We start from the raw sequence: 20,221 nt of genomic DNA on the forward strand, positions 1-20,221 counted from the left end.
TTGTCACAGGCATCCAGCGACCCGACGTCGGTCGGGTCAAAAGACCTTTCAGCCCAAGGACTTGGGCTGGCTGGATTCCTGTGACGAGCACAGGAATGACGAGGTGGAAAGCGCCGCGTGCCCGTCATGAGCTGTAGAGGTAAGTACCCAAGTGGCCTCAAGCTCCGCTGATGCGGAATTCCGCCTCCTACTTGAACAGGAAATACACCCCGCAGACGGCGATGACGCCGCCGAGGGCGCGCACCAGATTGCCGTTCCATATGCCTTTCAGACCATAGCCGACGCCGATGCCGAGGATATGGATGGCGCCGGTCGAGACCACGAAGCCCACAGTGAAGGCTGCGGGATCGGCGGCCCGGAGGGTCGCTTGGCCGTGCGGGTAGCCATGGAAGAGGGCGAACAGGGCAACGATTACCAGGGCTGCCCATTCGGGTGCACGCCATCCGGCGGCGATGACGCCGCCGAGCACCATTAGTGAAACGGCGATGGCGATCCTGATCGTTTCATCCGGGATCAGGCCGAACATGCCGATAATGCCGCCGATGCACATGATCAGCGGAAAGGTGGCGGGCAGTGTCCACACCGAACGACCGCCCATCTGCGCGCCCCACAGACCGACGGCCAGCATGGCGAGGAAGTGATCGAAACCCGCAAGCGGATGACCGAAACCGCTGCCGAAGCCGCCCATGGGGCCGCCGAGATCGTGTGCTGCGACCGGGGAGGCAAAGGCGCCCGCAGCAAGCAGCGCCAGAACGGCATTCAGGAGGGCAAGTGCCAGCGCCCGTTTAGGCGGCGGACCGAGCGCGAGCGCCGGCTCGCCGGACGGCAACACGGGCAACTGGATGGCACGCATACGGCGGGGTGACATGGAAAAACGAATCATCAGATTTCTCCGGAGGCGTCATGCGGATCGTTATGGGCGGATCATTCCGCCACGCCTGCGACACAGACCCATCTACAATCTTCGGCGATTCGGATATAGTCCGAGCGGCCGGACGCTGCACGGGCGGATGCGCTCTCGCTTTCGCAGCAGACGGTGCGAGTGCGATTCAGCGACCGTTTGACCAGCGTCGCGGGCGACCGCCTTGCGCTGTACCGGCTTTGGATTTTTGGAGATTTGATCATGCAGATTTCGAAGATGCCGCGAGCACTCGCGGTACCGGCCCTTCTCGGTCTTGCCGCTTCGCTTGTGCTTCCGGCTGTTGCCGAGGCTCATATCCTGCAGGGCGAGGCAGGTGGCTTTCTTCATGGTTTCGAGCATCCGCTTTCCGGTGCCGACCACCTGCTGGCCATGTTCTGCGTCGGCCTTTGGGGCGCTCAGATGGGCGGCCGTTCCGTCTGGAGCCTGCCGATTGCCTTCCCGCTGATCATGGTCATCGGCGGCATGCTGGGCATTGCCGGAGTGCCGCTGCCGGCGGTGGAAAGCGGTATCGCTCTTTCGATCATCGTTCTGGGTGCCGCCATCGCCTTCGTCTGGCGCCCGCCGGAATGGCTGGCCGTGCTGGTGATCGGCGTCTTCGCCATCTTCCATGGCTATGCCCACGGCGCGGAACTGCCGACGGCCACCGATCCGGCCGATTATGCCATCGGCTTTGTCGTCGCGACCGGCCTTATCCACCTTCTCGGCATTTCCGTCGGGCTTGCCTTCCAGCGCTTCCGGGGCGGGGAACTTTCCCGCGCCGTGGGTGGCCTGATCGGTCTCGGCGGCGTCTATTTCCTCGTCGCCTGAGACCGTGCGCATTGCGTCGCCATCCGGTGGTTCTCTCCCGCTCTGGCCGGGCCTTGTGCTGGCCATCGGGGGAGGGGCCGTCATCCTCCTTTCCTTCCTTCTGAAATCGCCGGGCGATTATGTCGACTGGCCGCTTGCCTCGGTTCTGACTGCCGAGCGCCTGCTACCGCTTCTGGGGCTTGGCATCCTGATCGGGCAGTTGCCGCGCAAGGTGTTGGCTTCGGCAATCGTGCTCCTCCTTGCCGGCGTCGCGCTCGGTTTCGTTTTCCGCGAAAAATTCTACGAACTGATGGCGCCGGTGCCGGGGGCCGCGGCCAACATGTTTCTTGCCGGCCCCATAGCCTGCCTGCTGATCGGCCTGCCTCTGGTTCTTTCGCGTAGCATCCGGCCATGGCTGGCCCTGCCTCTTCTGGTTCCGGCCGGCGCTGTGCTGGCGATTGCCGGACTGCTTGGCGACGTAACCCTGCATGCCCGAAGCTACCTGCCTTCGGCATTGGCTGCAGAAATCTGGATCGTTACCGGCATGGCGCTTCTCGCCGCCGCCTTGCAGCAGGCCTGGGCGATGATCGGGGCGCGGATCTTCGCAAGCTGGCTGATCGCCATCGGCTTTCTCTATGGTGGCGCGCATCTCGCGGCAAAACAGAACGGCCTCGTTCCGCCGCCGTTTCCGGCGGTGGTGGAGACAGGGGAGTTCGCCGGTTTCGAGACCGTGCTGGAGCAGCTGGACCGCGCGGGAGAGGCAAAATGAGCCTCTCTTCCCGTCATCATCCTTTCGCCGTCGCCTGCCTGTTTGTGTTGGCGTCCGCTTCCTCCGCAATTGCCCATCCCGATATCGCGGTCACTGCGCGTGTCCTGTTCGACATCAGGGACGGGCGGCTGGTGTCCGTTGCCGAAAGCTTTGCCTTCGACGAGAAATACAGCGCCCGGCTGCGCTCCCGCTTCGATCATGATGGCAACGGCATGTTCGATGACGGCGAAGCCGATGGGTTGCGTCAGGCGCTGACCGGTGATCTCGCTAACAGGGACTTCCTGACTGACCTGGTTCTCGGAGAACAGCCGCTCGAGATGGGAGAGCCGGACGCCTTCCATGTGACCGCCCAGGCCGGCAGCGTGTCGGTCACCTTTGGCTTTCGGCTGGAGGCCCCTGTTGCGATTGGTGCGGGTCAAAGCCTGACCCTCATGCATCGGGACCGGGATTATACGGTGGCCTTCCGGCTGGCCGAAGACAGGCCGGTGCTGATCCGGGGCGACGAGGGGCATTGCGCCTACACCGTTACCGACCGGCCGGATCGGGCCTATTTCGGCGGGCTGGTCGTACCGCAGGCGATCACCCTGACCTGCCGCTGATCTCAGACGAAGATCTGCCGGTTCTCGTCGATGAGTTCCTGCAGGAAGGAGACGACGGTGCGCACGCGCACCAGTTCGCGGGCGCTTTCGTGATAGGTAGTCCAATAGGCGCGGCGAATGACGACCCCGGGCAAAACGCGCACGAGTTCGTCGTGCTGCCGCGCGATGTAATCATGCAGGATGCCGATGCCGAAGCCGGCGCGCACGGCTTCCGTCTGGCCGATTGCGGAGGATATCTCGAAGCTGGAATCCCAGCCGCGCATCACCTCGCCGGTATAGGCAAGCGATGCCGAATAGACGAGATCGTCCACATGGCCGATCAGCCGGTGTTCCCTCAGCGCCTCGACGGTCCCGGGCAGCCCGGCTTCATCGAGGTAGCTTCGCGAAGCATAGAGGCCGAGGGTGTAGTCCGTGAGTTTCGAGGAAATCAGCCGTCCCTGTTCCGGTCGCTCGATGGTGATGGCGATATCGGCCTCGCGCTGGGAAAGCGAGAAGGCGCGCGGCACCGGCACAAGCTGGATCTTGAGGGCGGGATAACGCCGAGTCAGTTCCCCGAGACGGGAAGCGAGAAAGGCGACGCCGAAACCATCCGGCGCGCCGATGCGCACCGTGCCGGCGACCGCACTGTCGACGCGGCCGATATCCGATTGCGCCGCCAGCATCTCCGTTTCCATGCGCTCTGCGGCGCGGCTGAAGACCTCCCCTTCGGGCGTCAGCTCGCAGCCATTGGTGCGGCGGACGAGCAGGCGCGTCTGCAATGCTTCTTCCAGTGCGGTGATCCGGCGCGACAGGGTTGCGTGATTGACCCCGAGCCGCCGCGACGCCGCAAGGATCTGCCCGGAGCGGGCCACAGCAAGGAACATGCGCACATCGTCCCAGTTCATTTCGCATACCTTGTGTCGAAAAATGCACAACGGTTCTGTAATCCAGATCATTGCCTTGCGCAAATCGAAGTGGGAAGCTGCGCCATCACAAAAAGACCCCTGAGGAGGTTCATCCATGTATGAGATCGGTCATTTCATCGGCGGCAAGCATGTCCCCGGCACCAGCGGGCGTACGTCGCCCGTCTACAACCCGGCAACAGGCGAGATCCAGGCGCAGGTCGCGCTTGCGACCGATGCCGAACTCGATGCCGCCGTGCAGAACGCCAAGGCCGCCCAGCCCGGCTGGGCCGCGACCAATCCGCAGCGTCGCGCCCGCGTGTTCATGAAGTTCGTGGACCTCCTGAACAAGAACATGAACGAACTGGCTGAAATGCTCTCCAAGGAGCATGGCAAGACGGTCGAAGATTCCAAGGGCGACATCATCCGCGGCCTTGAAGTCTGCGAATTCGTCATCGGCATTCCGCACCTCTCCAAGAGCGAATTCACCGAAGGCGCCGGCCCGAACATCGACATGTATTCGATCCGTCAGCCGGTCGGTATCGGCGCGGGCATCACTCCGTTCAACTTCCCGGCCATGATCCCGATGTGGATGTTTGCTCCCGCGATCGCCTGCGGCAACGCCTTCATCCTGAAGCCTTCCGAGCGCGATCCGTCCGTTCCGATCCGTCTGGCCGAACTGATGATCGAAGCCGGCCTGCCGGCAGGCGTCCTTAACGTCGTCAATGGCGACAAGGGCGCGGTCGATGCGATCCTCACTCATCCGGAAATCAGCGCGGTCTCCTTCGTCGGCTCCACCCCGATCGCCCGCTACGTCTATGGCACCGCTGCCATGAACGGCAAGCGCGCCCAGTGCTTCGGCGGCGCCAAGAACCACATGATCATCATGCCGGATGCCGATCTGGACCAGGCCGCAAACGCCCTGATGGGCGCCGGCTACGGCTCCGCCGGCGAACGCTGCATGGCGATCTCGGTTGCCGTTCCGGTCGGTGAGGAAACCGCTAACCGCCTGATCGAAAAGCTGACGCCGATGGTGGAAGCGCTTCGCATCGGCCCCTATACCGACGAGAAGGCCGATCTCGGTCCGGTCGTCACCAAGGAAGCCCAGGCCCGCATCAGGTCGCTGATCGACAGCGGTGTCGCCCAGGGCGCCGACCTCGTCGTCGATGGCCGCGATTTCAAGCTGCAGGGCTATGAGAACGGTTACTTCGTCGGCGGCTGCCTGTTCGACAACGTCACCCCGGACATGGACATCTACAAGACAGAAATCTTCGGACCGGTTCTCTCGGTCGTTCGCGCCAAGAACTATGAGGATGCTCTTGCCCTGCCGATGAAGCATGAATACGGCAACGGCGTCGCGATCTACACCCGCGACGGCGACGCTGCCCGTGACTTCGCTTCCCGCATCAATATCGGCATGGTCGGCGTCAACGTTCCGATCCCGGTTCCGCTCGCCTACCACTCCTTCGGTGGCTGGAAGTCCTCTTCCTTCGGTGACCTCAACCAGCACGGCACGGACTCGATCAAGTTCTGGACCCGCACCAAGACGATCACCAGCCGCTGGCCTTCGGGCATCAAGGATGGCGCCGAATTCGTGATGCCGACGATGAAGTGATGCCCTCCGGGGTTTCCAGCTTGCGCGTGACCGCGGCACTGCGTTTGCCGCGGTCACGCGGGCGGGCATCAAGGACGGTGCCGAATTCGTCATGCCGACGATGAAGTGATGCGCTTGACCTCTCCACCGGTGAGAGGTCTGCAAATACTTTGAAGAACTCGAAAACGGGTCTCGAAAGAGGCCCGTTTTTTCGTTGCGCACAACTTGCGACAAGGGCGTGGCCGTGGCAGGTCTATCTGTGGATGCGGTCGGGGGACCGAATCCGCTGAATCGACAGAAGCAAGTGGGGCGCAAATGGCAGCATTACAATTTACTCCCGCGTCGACGGTGACACGCGGCGAGTTTCGCGGGCGCGCCGGCGAGTATTTCGGCATCTGGATCGTCAATATATTGCTGACGATCGTCACCATCGGGATCTATTCCGCCTGGGCGAAAGTGCGCCGCAATCGCTATTTCTACGGCAATACCTTCCTCGACGGCCACTCCTTCGACTACCATGCCCGAGGCAAGCAGATCCTCATCGGCCGCGTCATCGTCGTCGCCTATCTGATCGTCTACAACATCGTGCTGACAATCATGCCGCTGGCCGGCGCGGTGCTGGCGGTTGGCATGCTGCTCCTGCTGCCGTGGATCGTCGCGCGCAGCCTGCGCTTCAATGCCCGCGTGACCAGCTATCGCAATATCCGTTTCGATTTCGTCGGCAAAACCTGGGGCGCCTTCGTGGCGATCATTCTCGGCGGCCTCATCTCGATCGTATCGCTCGGCATTCTGGCGCCTTTCGCCAGCCGCTGGCTCTATCGCTACATCTTCAACAACCTGCGCTACGGCGATCGTGCCTTTGCGACGGATCCCGGTATCGGCAAGCTCTATGGCGTCTGGTGGATCTCGGCGCTGATTTCGCTTGTCGGCTTCGTCATCGCGGCGGGAATGGGTTTCCTGTTCTATGCGGCAACCGCGTCCAATATGGATTTCCTCACCGAGGAGGAGCGGACCATCCAGATCGTGGGCGCCATCTATGGCACGCTGGTTCCGCTGCTGGTGCTTTATGCCGTCGCTGCCATTTTCTATCGGGTCGGCGTGCGCAATGTCGTCATGCAGGCGACATTGCTCGACGGACGCCACAGGCTTTACAGCGATCTGTCACGGCTTCGCTATTTCTGGATCGTGGTATCGAACCTCGTTGTCTCCGTGTTGTCCTTCGGACTGATGCGCCCCTGGGCGGCGATCCGCGAGCGACGCTACACGGTCGAACATTCCGGCATTGCCTTCGATGGCAATATCGGTGAAGTCATTGCTTCCATCGAAGACACGGGCTCGGCGGTGACGGCTGAATATATCGATATGGAAGGCTTCGACTTTGGCTTCTGAGGCAACCGGCAGCGAGGCGCGGATCATCGCCCGTGGACACTGGCATCCGCCACGCTCCAGCAAGGCGCTGGCCGCGACGCTTTTCGCCAGCGATAGCACTCTTCTGGTGCGCCTCGAAGGAGAAGCGGCGGGCGATCCCGCCGCGTTCAACGACGCTCGCCGGGTGACGATCTCCGATCGTGTCGGCAATATCCCCCGCCGCGTCGGTTTCGTCGACGGATCGACATTCGAGACTGCAGACAATGATGCCGTCGATGCCTGGCTGAGAAAGACCCGCTCCCGCCACCATGGGTTCGTCCATGAGCTGGAGAGGTTCCATCCCCGGCTGATCGCTTTCGTTCTCGGAATCGTCCTGCTGGGAGGCCTCGTCTATCGTTTCGCCCTGCCGGCGCTGGTTGAGGTCGCCGTGGCCGTCACGCCACCCGTGGTGCCGAAGATGATGTCTTCGGGAACGCTCGCTTCGCTGGACCAGGCGGTGTTTTCGAAGAGCGGGCTGCCGGAAGAACGGCAAAGGGAGCTGACCGAGAAGTTCGAAGCGCTTGCTGCCTATTCGGTGCGCGGCAAGGACGGCTACGATCTCAATTTCCGCAAGGGCGGCCTGATCGGTCCGAACGCCTTCGCTCTACCGGATGGTACGCTGGTTATCACCGACGAGCTTATCGACCTTGCGGCCGGCGACAGCGAGATGATCCTCGGCGTTCTGGCCCATGAGATCGGCCATGTGGAAAAGACCCATTCGCTGCGCCAGCTCTATCGGGCGGCCGGCATGGCCGGGCTGGTCATGCTGATCGCCGGCGATATCGGCTCCGTCGGTGAGGACATCCTGACCAACGGCGCAGCACTGATCTCGTTGTCCTACTCGCGCTCTGCCGAAAGCGAGGCGGATCACGTTTCGGTCGAACTGATGGCCAAGGCGGGCCACGATCCGGCGGCAATCGGCCGCTTCTTCGAACTGATCGAAAAGAAACTCGGCGACAGCGGCGAAACCTCCATCCTCTCGACCCACCCCGGCACGCCAGAGCGCCGCCGCCAGATCGACGAATGGGCGAAGGAAATCCGCAAATGAAAAAGGGCGGCCTCAAGCCGCCCCTGTCATTGTGAGGGACTGGACCGTCTTTACTGGGTCGGACCGTCGTTGAAGCCGACCTTGTCGACCAGCTCGGAAGCGAGCTTGCGATTGGCGGCAATGTCGACGAGCGGCAGCGTGTCGGGCTTGATCGGGCCGAAGGAGGCAACGACGTCCGAGACCTTGGCGCCCGGCAGAACCGGATATTCGAACACCTGATCCGCATAGATTTCCTGGGCCTTGCCGGAGGACAGGAATTCCATCAGCTTGATGGCATTGTCCTTGTTGGGGGCGTTCTTGGCCAGCGCCATGCCGGAAATATTGACATGGGTGCCCCGGTCCGCGGCATTGGGGAACAGCACCTTAATGGCGGCAGCCCATTCCTTCTCTTCCGGGTCCTTGTCGTTGGTCAGCATCAGGCCGACGTAATAGGTGTTGCCCAGCGCGATGTCGCATTCCGCGGACATGATCGATTTGGCCTGGCTGCGGTCGTTGCCGTCAGGCTTACGGACGAGGTTGTTCTTCAGGCCAGCCAGCCACTTCTCGGTATAGTCGGCACCATGATGGGCGATCATCGAGGCGAACAGGCCGATATTGTAGGAGTGCTGGCCGTCGCGCACGCAGATGCGACCCTTCCACTTCGGATCGGACAGTTCTTCGTAGGTGATTGCCGTTTCCGGAACGCGTTCCTTCGAAGCATAGACCACGCGGCCGCGGGTGGTCAGGCCGAACCACTCGCCCGCCGGATCGCGGTACTGCGCCGGAATGTCCTTGTTGATGATGTCGTTCTGCACCGGCTGAGTGACGCCGCCGTCCTTGGCTTCGATCAGGCGGCCGATGTCGACGGTCAGGATGACGTCGGCGGGAGAGTTGGCGCCCTCGGCGGCGATGCGCTCGACCAGGCCCTTGTCGAGAAAGAGCACGTTGGTCGCGATGCCGGTTTCCTTGGTAAATTCGTCGAGCAGAGGCTGGATCAGTTCCGGCTGGCGGTAGGAGTAGACGTTCACCTCGCCATCGGCAAGCGCGGCGCCTGCCATCATACCGAAAGACACAGTGGCGAGAAGCGCGGCGCGCATTGTTTTTGCCGAGAGCATGGAAACCTCCTCTGGTGCATTCCATATTAGATATTAGTTGAGCGTTCTAATCATGAATTGCGGAAAGCTGTCAATGCGGCTAGGTTTCAGTCACGGGCACGTGAACGCTGAACTTGAGTATTTTGGAATTGTTCAAAACTATAAAAGACGCTATATAAGGCTTCAAACGAGTCAGGGAGTCAGGCATGCGTTTGACAAAGCAGACAAATTACGCAGTGCGCATGCTCATGTATTGCGCCGCGAACAAAGAGCATCTGAGCCGGATCCCGGAAATCGCCAGGGCTTATGGCGTATCGGAGCTGTTCCTGTTCAAGATTCTTCAGCCGCTCAACAAGGCCGGACTGGTGGAAACCGTTCGTGGCCGCAACGGTGGTGTACGCCTTGGTCGTCCGGCGGAGAAAATCACCTTGTTCGACGTGGTCAAGGTCACGGAAGACAGCTTCGCCATGGCGGAATGTTTCGAGGACGATGGTGACGTCGACTGTCCGCTGATTGACAGCTGCGGTTTGAACTCCGCGCTGCGCAAGGCGCTCGGCGCCTTCTTCGAGGTGCTCAGCGGCTACACCATCGACGATCTGGTCAAGGCCCGCCCGCAGATCAATTTCCTGCTCGGCATCAACGATTTCGAGCCCAAGGCCGCCATTCCGGCACCGGCTGCCTGATCGGGCCGACTCGCTTTTGTTCATTCGGACCCCGCTGTGCCAACCGGCCCGGCGGGGTTTTCGTTTGTTCCCGTGCCCCAAATGCCATTCGGACAGAAAAAGTCGCCCGATCCATCCGGCCCCCCTTGAGCGGCGGCGATCTTCAAAATACGTTTACGTAAACGGAAGTGATGGAGGTCGCTTCCGCCGATGGTCGGTCATCCGGCCCATGGCAGCTTTGGGAGGAGCGCCTTCAATGTATGATTATGTCATCGCCGGCGGTGGGTCGGCGGGATCCGTTCTGGCATCGCGCCTGAGCGAAAACCCCGACGTGAAGGTATGCCTCATCGAAGCTGGAGGGCTTGGGCGGGACCTTTTGTTGCGTGTCCCTTCAGGCGCGGTGGCTATTGTGCCGGGGCGGGTGAAAGGCCCCAACTGGTGTTTCGAGACGGAACCGCAGCCGGGGTTGAACGGCAGGTGCGGCTTTCAGCCGCGGGGCAGGGGTCTCGGCGGATCGAGCCTGATCAACGCCATGCTCTATGTCCGCGGTCACGCCTCGGATTACGACGGCTGGGCTGAAGCGGGCTGCTCCGGCTGGTCCTATGCCGATGTGCTGCCCTATTTCCTGAAATCGGAGAACAATATCCGCGGTGAAAATGCGCTGCATGGCGCAAGCGGGCCCCTTCAGGTGAGCGATCCCGACTGGGCAAGGCCTATCAACCGGGCTTTCCTCGAGGCGGGTGAGCTGCGTGGCTTCAGGAGAAACGACGACTTCAACGGGCTCGATCAGGAAGGGTTCGGACTCTATCAGGCGACCCAGTTCTGGCAGGGGCCGAAGAAAGGCGAACGCTGTTCCGCTTCTGCCGCCTATCTGCACGATCATCTGGAGGAAAGGGCGAACCTCACGGTCATCTCCCATGCGCGGGCGACGCGCATCCTGATCGAGAACGGCCGGGCGACTGGCGTCGTCTATCGGCAGGGACGAAAGGAAGCCACGGTTCGCGCGGGGCGTGAGGTGCTCGTCGCGAGCGGAGCCCTGCAGTCGCCGCAACTGCTGATGCTGTCAGGGATCGGTCCGGCGGATGAATTGCGTCGTTTCGGGATTTCCGTGATTGCGGATCGCCGGGAGGTCGGCGCAAACCTGCAGGATCATCTCGACTACACGCTCGTCTACCGCTCCGACGATCCAGATATGATGGGCATCGGGCTGACGGGCATGCGGGACATGGCGCGGGCCGTGGGCGAATGGCGGCGCGAGGGAACGGGCCTGCTTCGCTCGACCTTCGCGGAATCGGGGGCCTTCCTGAAAACCGATCCGAGCTTTGACCGTCCCGATATCCAGTTGCATTTCGTTGTCGCCATGGTCGACGATCATGCCCGCAGGCTGCATCTGGGCTATGGCTATTCCTGCCACGTCTGCCTGCTGCGGCCCCATTCGCGCGGACGCGTGGGCCTGAAGAGTTCCGATCCTCGCGTCGCCCCGCTGATCGATCCCGCCTACCTCTCGGACAGCAGGGACATGGCCGGCATGATTGTCGGGGCGAAGGTGACGCGCGAGGTGATGGAGGCGACACCCCTCGATCGCTACCGGCGCAGCGAACTTAATTCCGTCGGCAATACCGACAGCGAGCTTGCAACCGCGATCCGTGCCCGCGCCGACACCATTTATCATCCGGCCGGCACCTGCCGCATGGGTGCGGACGAGGATTCCGTCGTGGATCCGCAATTGCGGGTTCGCGGTGTCGAGGGGCTGCGGGTGGTGGACGCCTCCATCATGCCGACCCTGATCGGCGGCAACACCAATGCGCCTGTGATCATGATGGCGGAGAAGATCGCGGCCTCCATTCTTGATGTCTGAGGGCTGGGGCGGTGTTCGCAGGTGGCTTGGATTTTACATCCGGCACGTCTAGTTTCCGCTGCAACATGTATGTTGCGGGAAGGAGGATGCCTTGGCTGAGACGAAACCGATAGTGCCGCGGACAATCATCGTCATGGGGGTCAGCGGTTGCGGCAAGTCGTCGGTAGGCGCCTTGCTGGCCGAACGGCTTGGCCTTGCCTTCGTCGAAGGTGACAGCCTGCATCCTGCCGAGAACGTCGCAAAGATGGCACAGGGAGTTCCGCTGACGGACGAGGATCGCTGGCCCTGGCTGGAAACGATCGGCATGCTGATGGCCGGAGCGCTCGATCGCGGCGAGGGGATCGTCGTTTCGTGCTCGGCACTCAAGCGCGTCTATCGCGATCGGCTGCGACGGGCGACATCGGATCGGCTGTCCTTCGTCTATCTGGAGGGAGCGTCGGAGCTTCTGTTGTCTCGCATGGGTGCACGCACCGGACACTTCATGCCTGTTTCGCTGCTGGAGAGCCAGTTGCGGACGTTGGAAGTACCGACGGGTGAAGCGGGCGTGGTGACGGTCGATATCGATCGGAGCGTGGAGGACATTGTCGAAAATGCCATACGAGGGCTGGCGCAGGAGACGTGAAAGCCTCTATCCGCCTGCCGTTTCCCCTCCGTGTTTGCCGGCAGACGGCCGGCATGAACGGGAAAACGCGCCCTCAAAGGTAGTGGACGCCTTGATCGCATGAAGAGGATCAGGCGCGGCCGTCCATCGTCAGCAGCGGTTCGTAGAGTTCCGGCCGGCGGTCGCGGAAGAGGCCCCAGGCGGTGCGCTGCTTCGCAATGCCATCGAGATCGAAAGTGGCGGTGAGCACCGTCTCGCTCGTCCGGTCGGCCTCGGCGATCTTGGCGCCGGTCTGGTCGGCGATGAAGGACGAGCCGTAGAAGGTAAGTTCGGTGCCCTTGCGGCCCGGCTCTTTCCCGATCCGGTTGGAGGCGATGACCGGCACCACGTTGGCGGCGGCATGGCCCTGCATCACGCGTTGCCAGTGAGCGGCGCTGTCGATCGTTGGGTCCTGCGGTTCCGAGCCGATTGCGGTCGGATAGAACAAGAGTTCGGCGCCCTGAAGGGCCATGGCGCGGGCAGCTTCCGGGAACCACTGGTCCCAGCAGATGCCGACGCCGATCTTCGCGTGACGCGTCTGCCAGACCCGGAAACCGGTATCGCCGGGAGAGAAGTAATACTTCTCCGTATAGCCCGGACCATCAGGGATATGGCTCTTGCGGTAGAGGCCGAGCACTGCGCCGTCGGCATCGACGATGGCGACGCTGTTGAAATAGGTCTGCCCGGCCTTTTCGAAGAAGCTGACGGGTAGAACCACGTTCAGTTCAGCCGCGAGCTTCGCGAAATGTGCAATCAGCGGATTGCTCTCGAAGGGCTTTGCCATGTCGAAGAATTCGGCGATCTGGTCCTGGCAGAAATACGGGGCTTCGAACAGTTCCTGGATCAGGATGATCTGCGCCCCATCGGCGGCAGCCTTGCGGATCAGGGTCTCTGCCCGCTCGATATTGCCCTTGAGATCCCAGCTGCAGGCCATCTGGGTGGCCGCGACGGTAACGTGTGCCATGTGGCCTTCTCCTCAGACGCCAAGCTTGTCGCGCAGGCCGTACCACCACGCGCCGAGAACGGTGAGTGGCACGCGGAAGGTCTTGCCACCGGGGAAGGGGAAGGCCGGCAGCGAGGCCCAGACGTCGAAGCGCTCTGCATGGCCGGCGACCGCCTCGCCGAGGATCTTGCCCAGCAGATGCGTGGTCGTCACGCCGTGGCCGCTGTCGCCATGGGAGAAATAGACATTGTCCGCGAGCTTGCCGATATGCGGAATACGCGTGAGCGTCAGGGCGAAATTGCCGCTCCAGGCGAATTCGATCTTCGCATTGGCAAGCTGTGGGAAGGTCTTCAGCATGTTGGGGCGGATGACGCCGGTAAGGTTTGCCGGATCCTGGCCGCCATAGCCGATGCCGCCACCATAAAGCAGCCGGTTGTCGGCCGTGCGACGATAGTAATCGAGCACATAGTTGGCATCTTCGACGCAATAATTGGCCGGCAGCAGTTCCTCGATCAGCTTCGGGTCGAGCTGTTCGGTCGCCATCACCTGCGAGGATACGGGCATCATCTTGTCGGTGATCTTCGGCAGCATGGTGCCGAGATAGGCATTGCCGCAGACGAGGACATACTTCGCCCTGACCGAACCTTCTGCCGTGCGGACCACAGGATTGGCGCCCATGTCGAGGCCGGTGACGCGCGACTTTTCGAAGACCTTGCCGCCCAGGCCCTCGAAGGCTGCGGCTTCGCCGAGCACGAGGTTGAGCGGGTGGATATGGCCGCCGAAGCGGTCGATCATGCCGCCGACGTAACGGTCGGATTTCACGTATTTGCCGACGTCGGCCTTGGAGACCATCTCAAGGCCGGTATGGCCGTGCTTTTCCCAGTTGGCCTTCACATGCGCCATCTCGCGCACCTGCTTGTCGGTGAAGGCCGCAAAGAAACCACCATCGACGAGATCGCACTGGATGCCGTATTTCGCTGTGCGTTCGCGAATGATGTTGCCGCCCTCGAGCGACATGGCGCCGAGCTTCGCCGCCTTGTCCGGTCCGTAGCGCCTGGTGATCACCTCGAGGTCCCGGCTGTAGCCGTTGACGATCTGGCCGCCGTTTCGACCGGAGGCGCCGAAGCCGATGCGCTCGCCCTCGACGACGATCACCTTGAAGCCGCTTTCCGCAAGCTGGAGCGCCGCCGAAATACCGGTAAAGCCGGCGCCGATCACGCAAACATCGGCGGTGTGTTCCCCCTTCAGGCTTTCGCGCACGCGCTTGTCATTGGCGCTATGGGCATACCAGGAAGGGGCGTGGCCGGGATTGGTGGCGGAGGTTTGGTTCGTGCTGGTCATGGGTCACACCGTGCGGATGTAGGCGTCATATTCGACATCGGTGACGCGCAGGGAGAATTCCGAGATTTCCTGCTGTTTGCAGGCTGTATAAAGGCTGCGATACTTCTGGCCGAGCGCCGCATAGGCAAAGCTGGACTTGGCGAAGCGCTGCACGGCGAGATCCCAGTTGGTCGGCAGGGGCTCGTGATTGATCGCGTGGTCGTCGCCGCTGATCGCGCCGCCCGGCGCGGTCTTTTCCTTCATCCCGGCAAGGGCCGCAGAAAGGATCATTGCCAGCACCAGATAGGGATTGGTGTCGGCGCCGGCGACGCGCTGCTCGATGCGGGTCGCGGGCTTGGAAGCGGTGATCACGCGCACGGCGGCGGAACGGTTGTCGAAGCCCCAGGAGGCATAGGTCGGCGCGTGCTCGGAAGGACGTAGGCGGCGATAGGAGTTCTGGTGGGGAGCGAACACCGCCATGCTCTCCCCCATGTTCTCCAGGAGGCCGCCAACCGAGTGCATCAGCGCGTCGGAAGGACCGTCTTCGCCGACATAGATGTTGTTGCCATTCTCATCGAGTACTGAGAAATGGACATGCATGCCGCTGCCGGCCTGCATGCCGTAGGGCTTGGCCATGAAGGTGGCGTCGAGATCGTTGACGCGGGCCACGCCCTTGACGATGCGCTTCAGGAGCACTGCATAATCGGCGGCGGCGAGCGCATCCGGCACATGGTTGAGATTGATCTCGTACTGGCCGGGGCCGTTTTCCCGCAGCGTCGTGTCGGCAGGCACCCCTTGAGCGCGGGCGGCGGAGGAAATGCCATGGAAGACTTCCTCGAAATCCTGCAGTTCGGAGATCGACAGAACCTGCGTCTGGCCGGTGTGCCAGCGACCGTCGCGGGTATTCGGCGGACGGACCGGGTCGAGCGCCGAGCGGACGGGGTCGATCAGATAGAATTCGAGTTCGGTCGCCACCACGGGGGTGAGCTTCAGCTTGGCATAGCGCTCCAGCACATTGGCGAGCACCTGCCGGGGGTCGGCGAAGAAGCCGGTACCGTCGGGGTTCTTCATCTGCAGGAGAACCTGTGCAGTGGGCCGAGATAGCCAAGTGACGCGCGACAGTGTGCCGGGCACGGGGAAGCAGAGGCCGTCCGGATCGCCCGTGCCTTCGGCAAGGCCTGCCGTATTCACGTCACGGCCCCAGACGTCCAGCGCATAGACCGAGCGCGGGATCGCCATGCCCTTGGTCAGCACGTCGAGCGCCCGCTCGCGGGGGATCCACTTGCCGCGGGGAACGCCGTTGACGTCGATTACGAAGGCTTCCAGCACTTCGATATCGGGGTTTTCTGCAAAAAAGGCTTGTGCGTAGCTGTCAATGTCCATGGGCCACCGGAAAATGAAAAACACTTCTGAGATCTGTCGGCATGCAAAACGCACGCGCGGTTGAAGATGCAGCGCTAACTGTGAGCGGTCTTCGCATTATAGATCAAGAAACGTGCCATTTTCCTGCCGGTATTTCAGTGCCCCTCGACCGATGGCGGTTGATCTCGCCTGTTTTTATCCGGTCTGCCGCAACGACTGCAGCTTTTTGGTCAATTGACCGAAAATACCCTAGCATCGAAAAAGAGAGATTTCCAGCCCATGAGGGCGATTTCGGCGGCACTTTTGTGCGCCGCCGAAAAAACGTGCATAATTCTCAAGGGTTAAAGCGTTCGGGCCGCCATGCGCTGATATCGATGAACGGCTTCTCACCGGTCATTGCTTCGGCGATCAGGCGGCCGGTCACCGGCCCGAGTGTCAGGCCGTGATGAGCGTGGCCGAAGGCGAACCAGAGGCCATCATGACGCGGGGCCCTGCCGATGATCGGCATCATGTCGGGCGTGCAGGGACGTGCACCCATCCACGGCTCCGGATCGAGCCGCTCGGCCAGCGGGAAGATCGAGCGGGCGATCTTTTCGGCGCGTTCGATCTGCACAGGTGACTTCGGCGCATCGCGGAACGCAAATTCCGCGCCGGTGGTCAGGCGGATGCCCTTGTTCATCGGGGCGAGGAAATAGCCGCGCTCGTTGTCCATCGTCCAGTTGTTGAGCTTCGCCTTGCCGGCCGGGGCGTAATGCATGTGATAGCCGCGCTTGACCCCGACGAGGAAGTTGTAGCCGAGCTTCTGCGTCACATCCTCGGACCACGGGCCGAGCGCCAGTACGACCTCACCACCTTCAACCAGACCGTCGGCGGTCTTCACCTGCCAGCCCTTGGCTCCGGACTTGCGCGTGAGCGTCGTGGCGTCGCCCTTGACGAAGCGTCCGCCGATGCTTTCGAAATATTTGAGATAGGCCATGGTCAGGCCGTGCGGGTCGAGCACCGACCACGGATCGGCCCATTTCAGCGCTCCGGTGAATTCGCCCCTGAGATCGGGCTCCTCCTTCGCCAGATCGGCGGCCGAGAGTTCCTCGAACTTCACGCCGTATTCGCGGCCAAGCCGCTCTGCTTCGGCATATTCCGTATCCCGCTTGGCGCTGGTGCGGAAGATTTCCATCCAGCCGTTCTTGCGGATCAGGTGCTCGGCGCCGGCCGCCTCGATCAGGTCATTGTGTTCGGTAATCGAGTTTTCGATGAGCGGCGCATAGGCGCGGGCAATGACGTCATGGCGTACCTTGTTCGAATGCCACCAGTAGCGGGACAGGAAGGGCACGAGCTTCGGCATGGCGCGCAGGTGATAATGGGCGTCGATACGGTTGTTGAGACCGTAGCGAACCAGCGTGGCGACCTCCTGCGGAAAACCGTAGGGCACGACGCCTTCGCGCTGGATCAGGCCGGCATTGCCGAAGGAGGTTTCCTCGCCGGCGCCTCGGCGGTCCACCAGCACCACCGACCTTCCGCGACGCGCCAGATGGATGGCGGTGGAAACGCCGATGATGCCGGCGCCGAGTACGATGGTATCTGCAGACATGTTACCTGAATTCCGTTTCGATGATGACGAAACGGGAAGATGCTACCCCCTTTGGTGCGGCGCAAACGAAAACTTGCCACATTTCGCGAAATCGGCCGAACCGTTGCAAATCTGGAACGTGGAAGCCGAAAGGAAAAAGGCGCCCGGAAAGCGGACGCCTTTCTGCATGGTTTCGCGAAGTCGAAATCCTCAGGATTTCGGCTCGATGGCTGCCGCGATTTCGTCGACGATGCCCTGCTCCGTGGCAAGGCCGGCGCTGGTCAGGTACATCTTGACCGGATCGAGATAGACGACGTGGTTGTTCTTCCAGGCGTTGGTGTTGTGCACCAGCGCATTGTCCAGAAGCTGCTGCGCGGACTGGCCGTTCTTCTGGCCGATGGCCGCGTCACGGTCGATGACGAACAGCCAGTCGGGGTTCTTTTCCAGGATGTACTCGTAGGAAACGACCTGACCGTGGGTCGCGACCTTGAGGTCAGGATCCGCCGCGGCCACGCCGAAACGGCCGTGGATTTCGCCGAAGCGCGAGCCCGGGCCGTAGGCGCTGATCTTGCCGCCGGTGGTCAGGACGACGAGGCCCTTGCCGATGCCGGCAGCCTTTGTCTTCAGTTCGGCGGTCGAGCTCTGCAGCCTGGCGATGCGTTCCTTCACCTCGGCTTCCTTGCCGAAAATCTGGCCGAGCGTCGTGGCGTTGCGCTCGACGCTGCCGCCGAAATTCTCTGGATCGGTGGTCAGGTCGATCACCGGCGCGATTTTCGCGAGATCGTCATACTTGGCTGCGGAGCGGCCGCCGATGATGATCAGGTCGGGCTTGAGAGCATTGATCGCTTCGTAGTCCGGTTCGAACAGCGAGCCGACCTTGGCGTAGCTGTCGGCCTTGTACTTCTCCAGCGATGGCGGCAGGTTGGAGCCCGGAACGCCCGCGACCGGCACCTCCAACGCGGTCAGCGTGTCGAGCACGCCGAGATCGAAGACGACGACCTTCGCCGGATTGGCAGCAACGGTTACGCCGCCGCGGGCCGTCTCGACGCTGACATCCGCAGCCGCTGCGGAGCTTGCGATCATGCCGCCGACGCTGACCATGCATGCAGCGGCCGCTGTCAGGATTTTCGTTCTGAAGCTCATGTCGTTATCCTCTTGCTGTTCTTGCGCCGGTCATTTGCCGAAGAGGGCGATGAGCCCGTCGGAAATCGTGCCTCGCCAGATCAGGTAGTCGTGGCCACCGGCATATTCGCGATAGATAACCTGAGTATTTCTGGCAAGTAACATGTTGCGGAGGTGACGATTGGTATCGATGATGCTCGAGACGCCGCGGCTGTTACCTGTCTCGAACAGGCCGGCACTGAGAAAAACCCGGATCGGCGGCACAGGCTTTTCGGCGATCAGGCCCGCCACATATTCCTGGCGGTCGGCAGGTGTACCCGGCGGCGACCACCAGTAGGAGCCCGACATCGACAGCACGTTGCCGAAGAGTTCGGGATGGCGGAGCGCGACCGTCATCGAGGCAAGGCCGCCATAGCTCATCCCGGCAAGCACGGTGCGGGAAGGATCATGGGTGATCCCGGTTTCGCGGATCACAAGCGGCAGAAGCTGTTCCGCCATGAAGTCGGCAAAGACGGGATTGGCCGGCAGTTCGCGGGCGCGCGCATCCGGTCCCGGATTGGCGATGAACACGGCAACCGTCGGCGGAATCTCTCCCTCGGCGATCATGTTGTCGAGCACGGTCGGAGTTGGAATCTTGGTCAGGGATTCCGCTGCATCGAACATGAACAGCAGCAGGTTTTCGCGATTGCCCGGATCGAAGCCGGCGGGGCGATAGACGGTGATCTCCCGCTCGTTGCCCAGCGTTTCGCTCTTCACCATGATCTTCTGCAGCGATCCCTTCGGATTGCCCTTCTCCGCGAGATAGGGCTGCGGCGGCGCGCCCGGCAGTTCGAAGACGGAATGCCGGTCGAAACGGTCGATGCCATCGGCGGGCCATGGGTGGTGGTTGAACGGGTCTTCCTGCGCGGTCGACAGGATCGCGACGCGCCGCTCCCGTGCGGTACCCGGAACATCCGGCACGTCGGGTGCGAGCTGGTAGGAAAGGCGGGTATCGGCCGGAACGGCGAAGCTTTTAAACCAGATGTCGGACGAGCCGATCCGCTCGAGATTTTCGTGATCGCCGGATGGCGAGCCGAAGAGCCGGACATTCTTCGTCGCGCCGCGCCAGAGGAAGGTGGCGATGACGGTGCCGTCCTCCTTCGTTTCGACGAGCGGGGTTCCCTGTTCCGCAACCTTCTTCCAGAAAGTCTCGGTCGAGCCGCCGGCGGCGACTTTCGCTGCGGTTTTTTCCATTGTGGGGCTGAGATAGACGCGTTCCAGTGGCCTCTGCTGCTCGGGCGTCACCTTGTCGGTCAGGGTCAGCGTATAGCCCGTAACGTCGCTTCGGGCGGTCAGCCTCATCAGGACCGGGGCGCTTTCGACGACGAACTGGAAATCGGCGGTGCCGGAAGTGTCGTTCAGAAGACGGCGGAGATGTTCGCCGTTCCGGGTCACGAGATCGAGGTCGAAGCGGCCGGAACCGCTCTCCAGTTTCCCCTTGATATAGTCGCCATTGATGGCTTCGGTGGTGAAGAACGCCGTCTGTCCGGCGGAAAGGGCGACACCCGGATGAGCCTTGCCGATGGCAAGGGCGATTGTCCCGTCATCGGTTGCCGATGCGGACGAAAAGGAGCCGGCGATTGCCGCCAGCCCCATCATCAGGTTTCTAAAACGCGACTTCATGGTCAG

Annotated in this window: 18 protein-coding genes; 9 read left to right on the top strand and 9 right to left on the bottom strand. The window is 62.1% G+C overall.

Translation table 11 applies throughout. The annotated features are described in order from the left end of the window. Positions 1 to 187: 187 nt before the first annotated feature. Entirely contained in the window at positions 188 to 883 is a 696-nt protein-coding gene (locus NBH21_RS00290) for a HupE/UreJ family protein (protein WP_250911975.1), read from the bottom strand. 240 nt (positions 884 to 1,123) lie between these two features. On the opposite strand from NBH21_RS00290, the gene NBH21_RS00295 reads away from it, so the two are divergent. Genes NBH21_RS00295 through NBH21_RS00305 form a run of 3 tightly spaced genes read left to right on the top strand, consistent with a single transcriptional unit; the run spans position 1,124 to position 3,076 of the window. Beyond that, entirely contained in the window at positions 1,124 to 1,729 is a 606-nt protein-coding gene (locus tag NBH21_RS00295; protein WP_342451970.1) for a HupE/UreJ family protein, read from the top strand. A gap of 4 nt (positions 1,730 to 1,733) precedes the next feature. Further along, positions 1,734 to 2,477, top strand: a complete 744-nt coding sequence (locus tag NBH21_RS00300; protein WP_250911976.1) for a hypothetical protein — start codon at positions 1,734 to 1,736, stop codon at positions 2,475 to 2,477. Next, entirely contained in the window at positions 2,474 to 3,076 is a 603-nt protein-coding gene (locus NBH21_RS00305) for a DUF1007 family protein (protein ID WP_250911977.1), read from the top strand. Before NBH21_RS00300 ends, NBH21_RS00305 begins: the two co-directional genes overlap by 4 nt. Positions 3,077 to 3,078: 2 nt before the next feature. On the opposite strand, the gene NBH21_RS00310 is transcribed toward NBH21_RS00305, so the two are convergent. Continuing rightward, positions 3,079 to 3,960 carry a LysR family transcriptional regulator gene (locus NBH21_RS00310; RefSeq protein ID WP_250911978.1) on the bottom strand — a complete coding sequence of 294 codons (882 nt, stop codon included), beginning with the start codon at positions 3,958 to 3,960 and terminating at the stop codon, positions 3,079 to 3,081. A 115-nt stretch (positions 3,961 to 4,075) separates the two neighbouring features. On the opposite strand from NBH21_RS00310, the gene NBH21_RS00315 reads away from it, so the two are divergent. From NBH21_RS00315 to NBH21_RS00325, 3 genes are all read left to right on the top strand, one after another. Continuing rightward, positions 4,076 to 5,572: a CoA-acylating methylmalonate-semialdehyde dehydrogenase gene (locus NBH21_RS00315; RefSeq protein ID WP_250911979.1), complete on the top strand. Its 1,497-nt coding sequence runs from the start codon at positions 4,076 to 4,078 to the stop codon at positions 5,570 to 5,572. A gap of 294 nt (positions 5,573 to 5,866) precedes the next feature. Beyond that, the gene (locus tag NBH21_RS00320; RefSeq protein WP_250911980.1) at positions 5,867 to 6,940 is read left to right on the top strand and encodes a YjgN family protein; all 1,074 of its coding nucleotides are present in this window, start codon (positions 5,867 to 5,869) and stop codon (positions 6,938 to 6,940) included. Further along, positions 6,930 to 8,006, top strand: coding sequence for a M48 family metallopeptidase (locus NBH21_RS00325; RefSeq protein ID WP_250911981.1), 1,077 nt, complete (start codon positions 6,930 to 6,932; stop codon positions 8,004 to 8,006). Before NBH21_RS00320 ends, NBH21_RS00325 begins: the two co-directional genes overlap by 11 nt. A 50-nt stretch (positions 8,007 to 8,056) precedes the next feature. Here the strand turns inward: NBH21_RS00325 and NBH21_RS00330 are convergent, their stop codons facing one another. Continuing rightward, positions 8,057 to 9,082 carry a Fe(3+) ABC transporter substrate-binding protein gene (locus tag NBH21_RS00330; protein WP_250912778.1) on the bottom strand — a complete coding sequence of 342 codons (1,026 nt, stop codon included), beginning with the start codon at positions 9,080 to 9,082 and terminating at the stop codon, positions 8,057 to 8,059. A gap of 203 nt (positions 9,083 to 9,285) precedes the next feature. On the opposite strand from NBH21_RS00330, the gene rirA reads away from it, so the two are divergent. The 3 genes from rirA to NBH21_RS00345 all read left to right on the top strand — a co-directional run bounded on the left by rirA (position 9,286) and on the right by NBH21_RS00345 (position 12,221). Further along, the gene (gene rirA, locus NBH21_RS00335) at positions 9,286 to 9,762 is read left to right on the top strand and encodes an iron-responsive transcriptional regulator RirA (RefSeq protein WP_250911982.1); all 477 of its coding nucleotides are present in this window, start codon (positions 9,286 to 9,288) and stop codon (positions 9,760 to 9,762) included. Positions 9,763 to 9,997: 235 nt separating this feature from the next. Further along, complete coding sequence (locus NBH21_RS00340; RefSeq protein WP_250911983.1) at positions 9,998 to 11,599, top strand: GMC family oxidoreductase; 1,602 nt, start codon at positions 9,998 to 10,000, stop codon at positions 11,597 to 11,599. 91 nt (positions 11,600 to 11,690) lie between these two features. Further along, positions 11,691 to 12,221 carry a gluconokinase gene (locus tag NBH21_RS00345; RefSeq protein WP_425340362.1) on the top strand — a complete coding sequence of 177 codons (531 nt, stop codon included), beginning with the start codon at positions 11,691 to 11,693 and terminating at the stop codon, positions 12,219 to 12,221. 109 nt (positions 12,222 to 12,330) lie between these two features. On the opposite strand, the gene aguB is transcribed toward NBH21_RS00345, so the two are convergent. The 6 genes from aguB to fes form a co-directional block, all read right to left on the bottom strand. Then, on the bottom strand, positions 12,331 to 13,203 hold the full coding sequence (gene aguB, locus NBH21_RS00350) for an N-carbamoylputrescine amidase (RefSeq protein WP_250911984.1): 873 nt from the start codon (positions 13,201 to 13,203) through the stop codon (positions 12,331 to 12,333). 12 nt (positions 13,204 to 13,215) lie between these two features. Next, positions 13,216 to 14,523: an NAD(P)/FAD-dependent oxidoreductase gene (locus NBH21_RS00355; RefSeq protein WP_250911985.1), complete on the bottom strand. Its 1,308-nt coding sequence runs from the start codon at positions 14,521 to 14,523 to the stop codon at positions 13,216 to 13,218. 3 nt (positions 14,524 to 14,526) lie between these two features. Further along, a complete protein-coding gene (locus NBH21_RS00360; RefSeq protein WP_250911986.1) occupies positions 14,527 to 15,885 on the bottom strand; it encodes a glutamine synthetase family protein in 1,359 nt (452 codons plus the stop codon). 313 nt (positions 15,886 to 16,198) lie between these two features. Beyond that, complete coding sequence (locus NBH21_RS00365; RefSeq protein WP_250911987.1) at positions 16,199 to 17,452, bottom strand: NAD(P)/FAD-dependent oxidoreductase; 1,254 nt, start codon at positions 17,450 to 17,452, stop codon at positions 16,199 to 16,201. A 189-nt stretch (positions 17,453 to 17,641) separates the two neighbouring features. Next, complete coding sequence (locus tag NBH21_RS00370; protein ID WP_425340363.1) at positions 17,642 to 18,574, bottom strand: siderophore ABC transporter substrate-binding protein; 933 nt, start codon at positions 18,572 to 18,574, stop codon at positions 17,642 to 17,644. 30 nt (positions 18,575 to 18,604) lie between these two features. Continuing rightward, positions 18,605 to 20,215, bottom strand: a complete 1,611-nt coding sequence (fes, locus tag NBH21_RS00375; protein WP_250911988.1) for an enterochelin esterase — start codon at positions 20,213 to 20,215, stop codon at positions 18,605 to 18,607. Positions 20,216 to 20,221: the final 6 nt, after the last annotated feature.

This window comes from Ciceribacter sichuanensis (genome assembly GCF_024055605.1).
Classification (GTDB): Bacteria; Pseudomonadota; Alphaproteobacteria; order Rhizobiales; family Rhizobiaceae; genus Allorhizobium; species Allorhizobium sichuanense.

What these genes read in the sequence shown, in the direction of transcription:
- NBH21_RS00290 (WP_250911975.1), bottom strand. Translation starts at nt 883, where the DNA reads ATGATTCGTTTTTCCATGTCACCCCGCCGTATGCGTGCCATCCAGTTG.
- NBH21_RS00295 (WP_342451970.1), top strand. Translation starts at nt 1,124, where the DNA reads ATGCAGATTTCGAAGATGCCGCGAGCACTCGCGGTACCGGCCCTTCTC.
- NBH21_RS00305 (WP_250911977.1), top strand. Translation starts at nt 2,474, where the DNA reads ATGAGCCTCTCTTCCCGTCATCATCCTTTCGCCGTCGCCTGCCTGTTT.
- NBH21_RS00310 (WP_250911978.1), bottom strand. Translation starts at nt 3,960, where the DNA reads ATGAACTGGGACGATGTGCGCATGTTCCTTGCTGTGGCCCGCTCCGGG.
- NBH21_RS00315 (WP_250911979.1), top strand. Translation starts at nt 4,076, where the DNA reads ATGTATGAGATCGGTCATTTCATCGGCGGCAAGCATGTCCCCGGCACC.
- NBH21_RS00320 (WP_250911980.1), top strand. Translation starts at nt 5,867, where the DNA reads ATGGCAGCATTACAATTTACTCCCGCGTCGACGGTGACACGCGGCGAG.
- NBH21_RS00330 (WP_250912778.1), bottom strand. Translation starts at nt 9,082, where the DNA reads ATGCGCGCCGCGCTTCTCGCCACTGTGTCTTTCGGTATGATGGCAGGC.
- rirA (WP_250911982.1), top strand. Translation starts at nt 9,286, where the DNA reads ATGCGTTTGACAAAGCAGACAAATTACGCAGTGCGCATGCTCATGTAT.
- NBH21_RS00340 (WP_250911983.1), top strand. Translation starts at nt 9,998, where the DNA reads ATGTATGATTATGTCATCGCCGGCGGTGGGTCGGCGGGATCCGTTCTG.
- aguB (WP_250911984.1), bottom strand. Translation starts at nt 13,203, where the DNA reads ATGGCACACGTTACCGTCGCGGCCACCCAGATGGCCTGCAGCTGGGAT.
- NBH21_RS00355 (WP_250911985.1), bottom strand. Translation starts at nt 14,523, where the DNA reads ATGACCAGCACGAACCAAACCTCCGCCACCAATCCCGGCCACGCCCCT.
- NBH21_RS00360 (WP_250911986.1), bottom strand. Translation starts at nt 15,885, where the DNA reads ATGGACATTGACAGCTACGCACAAGCCTTTTTTGCAGAAAACCCCGAT.
- NBH21_RS00365 (WP_250911987.1), bottom strand. Translation starts at nt 17,452, where the DNA reads ATGTCTGCAGATACCATCGTACTCGGCGCCGGCATCATCGGCGTTTCC.
- NBH21_RS00370 (WP_425340363.1), bottom strand. Translation starts at nt 18,574, where the DNA reads ATGAGCTTCAGAACGAAAATCCTGACAGCGGCCGCTGCATGCATGGTC.
- fes (WP_250911988.1), bottom strand. Translation starts at nt 20,215, where the DNA reads ATGAAGTCGCGTTTTAGAAACCTGATGATGGGGCTGGCGGCAATCGCC.